The sequence below is a fragment of the Polaromonas sp. P1_E3 genome, assembly GCF_056405935.1.
Window position 1 is genome coordinate 1 of sequence record NZ_JBFUBD010000355.1, and the last position, 2734, is coordinate 2734.

Annotated in this window: 4 protein-coding genes; all 4 read right to left on the minus strand. The window is 59.9% G+C overall.

The features are described from left to right. A partial coding sequence (locus AC1D0Z_RS19060) for a DUF1178 family protein (protein WP_477659758.1) occupies window positions 1–256 on the minus strand: 256 nt, incomplete at its 3' end. A gap of 21 nt (window positions 257–277) precedes the next feature. Then, window positions 278–892, minus strand: coding sequence for an NUDIX domain-containing protein (locus AC1D0Z_RS19065; RefSeq protein WP_477659759.1), 615 nt, complete (start codon window positions 890–892; stop codon window positions 278–280). Beyond that, the gene (locus AC1D0Z_RS19070) at window positions 889–1191 is read right to left on the minus strand and encodes a DUF2818 family protein (protein ID WP_477659760.1); all 303 of its coding nucleotides are present in this window, start codon (window positions 1189–1191) and stop codon (window positions 889–891) included. Before AC1D0Z_RS19070 ends, AC1D0Z_RS19065 begins: the two co-directional genes overlap by 4 nt. 8 nt (window positions 1192–1199) lie before the next feature. Continuing rightward, on the minus strand, window positions 1200–2702 hold the full coding sequence (nuoN, locus tag AC1D0Z_RS19075) for an NADH-quinone oxidoreductase subunit NuoN (protein ID WP_477659761.1): 1503 nt from the start codon (window positions 2700–2702) through the stop codon (window positions 1200–1202). Window positions 2703–2734: the final 32 nt, after the last annotated feature.

Here is a 2734-nt window from a genome sequence, read left to right on the forward strand (position 1 = left end):
CGGTGACCTCGCCTGCGGAGCCCCGCACCGGTTTGAGCTTGACGGTTGATGAAAGTTCGGCCACGTTTCCCGCATTCGCGGCGTCGTGGCTGCCCAGGTTAAGGCGGGGAGCGCTGGGCAATTTCTGGATGCTTTTGTCGGAGCACATCGGGCATTCGATCAGCCCGCGCGACAGCTGGGCCTGAAAGTCGTCCTCGGACGCAAACCAGCCTTCAAATGAATGCTGGTGTGCGCACTGGAGATTCAGGACTTTCATGGCCGGATTATCGCGGCAGGCTCAGGGGGCTGCAGCGTGCCAGTCCAAAGTCCACGCGCCGGACAGTACGTTTTGGAGCCACAGCGCGCCCGTCAGTGTTTTCGCGTCCGTGACCTTGCCGTTGGCACACCAGGCAAGAAGCTCTGCGGGTGTTGCAGTAAACACGTCCAGAAACTCGCCGGCATCCAGCTTGCGCTGGCCAAGGGTCAGTCCGCGCGCAAACCAGATGTCGATAAATTCGGTGGAATAGGAAATCACCGGGTGCAACACACCGGCCCGGGCCCACTCACGCGCGGTATAGCCGGTTTCTTCGAGCAACTCACGCTTCGCGCAGGCAAGTGGCGCTTCGCCAGCGTCGAGTTTGCCGGCCGGGAATTCCAGCATGACAGCCTGCACCGGATAGCGATACTGGCGCTCCAGCACCAGACGCCCGTCGTCGAGCTGCGCCACGATCATCACGGCACCTGGGTGAATCACATACTCGCGCGTTGCCTGCTTGCCGTCGGGGAGCCTGACGGTATCACGCATGGCGTGCAGGAAATTCCCTTTCAGGATCTCGACTGAGTCGGTTCGGATCTCGACGAGATGGGCGTCGGCAAGGGCATCTGCCTGATCAGGACCAGGGACAGCATTCATGGGCGATGCTTGAACAGGTAGCGCCAGGTGAATCCCGGAAACGCAAAGGTAATGAAGAGCGTGCCCGTGATGGCATAGAACTCCCAGCCTTGCGGCGCAATCTGGCCGCTGCGCTGCTCAAGGTACAAACCCAAGCCACCGATGAGCAGGTACCAGACCACCAGTTCGCCAACCCTGATCGCCAGGTTTTTCGACAGTTTGAGCGGGTAAACCGCGAACAGGCGGTTGCTGATGAAAGGCAGGTTGGCTGCCAGCAAGGCCAGCAGCACGACCAGCCAGACTGAAGCAGTTTGGGTCATGGCAGGGGTCAGCTACCCAGTGATTTGACAATGCTGCTAATGGATTGCGCACACAGGGTCATCAAACCGCCGGGCATGATGCCCAGGATCAGGATGAGCGCACCATTGATCGCCAAAACGGCCTTGGCATCTGCCGGGGCGGAAACCGGCTGTGCGTTGTGGCTGAGCGGCGCGTCAAAGTACATGACCTTGACCACCCGCAGGTAATAAAAGGCACCTACCAGTGACGCCAGCACGGCAAAAATGGCCAGCACAACATAAGTGGTTTGCTGGGAGGAGATCAGCGCCTGAAGGACGGCCAGCTTGGCATAAAAACCCACCAGCGGCGGAAGGCCTGCCAGCGAAAACATGCTGATAGCCATCACACCTGCGTACAAGGGGCTCCGCTGGTTCAGGCCAGCCAGGTCGACGATCTCCTCGGACTCGTGCCCGGCACGCGCCAGCAGCATGATGATGCCAAAGGCGCTCAGGGTGGTGAGCACATAGGTCAGCGCGTAGAACATGGCCGCGCTGTAAGCCGACTCGGTATTGAGCTGGTTGCCGTTGACCACGCCGGCCAGCAGGCCAAGCAACAGGAAGCCCATCTGGGAGATGGTGGAAAACGCCAGCATGCGTTTGAGGTTGGACTGCGCAATGGCAGCGAGATTACCCACCAGCAGCGAGCCAATCGCCATCAGCCCCAGCATCTGCTGCCAGTCGATCGCCAGGGGAAGCAAGCCCTCTACCAGCAAGCGAATGCAAATCGCGAAGGCAGCAAGCTGAGGCGCGCCGCCGATCAGCAGGGTTACCGCCGTGGGCGCACCCTGGTAAACGTCAGGCAGCCACATGTGAAAAGGCACTGCACCCAGCTTGAAAGCCAGGCCTGCAACAATGAAAACCAACCCGAACACGAGCACCTGGTGCTTGACCTGGCGGCTGGCAATGGCGTTGAACACTTCATTGAGGTCCAGGGAGCCGGTCGCGCCGTATAGCATCGACAGGCCGTAAAGCAGGAAGCCCGAAGCCAGCGCGCCCAGCACAAAATACTTCATGGCGGCTTCGGTGGCCGTGGCGTTGTCGCGGCGCAGGGCCACCAGTGCATAGCTGGACAGCGTCAACAGCTCCAGGCCCATATAGATCACGAGGAAGTTGTGGCCCGAAATCATCACAAACATGCCGAGCAAGGCAAACAGGCTGAGCGTAAAGAACTCGCCGCCCCGCATCATGTCTCGATCCGCCGCGTATGGCCGGCCATAAACCAGCGTGATCATCACGGCGATGCAGGCGAAGCATTTGAGCCAGCCGCCCATGGGGTCGCTGACGATCATGTTGCCAAAACCGTAGAAGGTCTGGCCACCGGACGCATATGCCGCCTCCATCGCGGCCACGACAGCCAGGGTCAACAGGGTGAGCACGTAGGTTACCGTACGCTGCGGCGTCTTGACGCCCAGGTCCACCAGCGCGATCACACAGGCCATGACCAGGAGGACGATTTCCGGATAGACCGTGATCCAGGAGAGTTTGTCAATCATCTGAATTCTTTGTAGTTGCTTCAGTTCAGTTT

Excerpts from the sequence above, each read along its gene's own strand:
- AC1D0Z_RS19065 (WP_477659759.1), bottom strand. The coding sequence starts at position 892 with ATGAATGCTGTCCCTGGTCCTGATCAGGCAGATGCCCTTGCCGACGCC.
- AC1D0Z_RS19070 (WP_477659760.1), bottom strand. The coding sequence starts at position 1,191 with ATGACCCAAACTGCTTCAGTCTGGCTGGTCGTGCTGCTGGCCTTGCTG.
- nuoN (WP_477659761.1), bottom strand. The coding sequence starts at position 2,702 with ATGATTGACAAACTCTCCTGGATCACGGTCTATCCGGAAATCGTCCTC.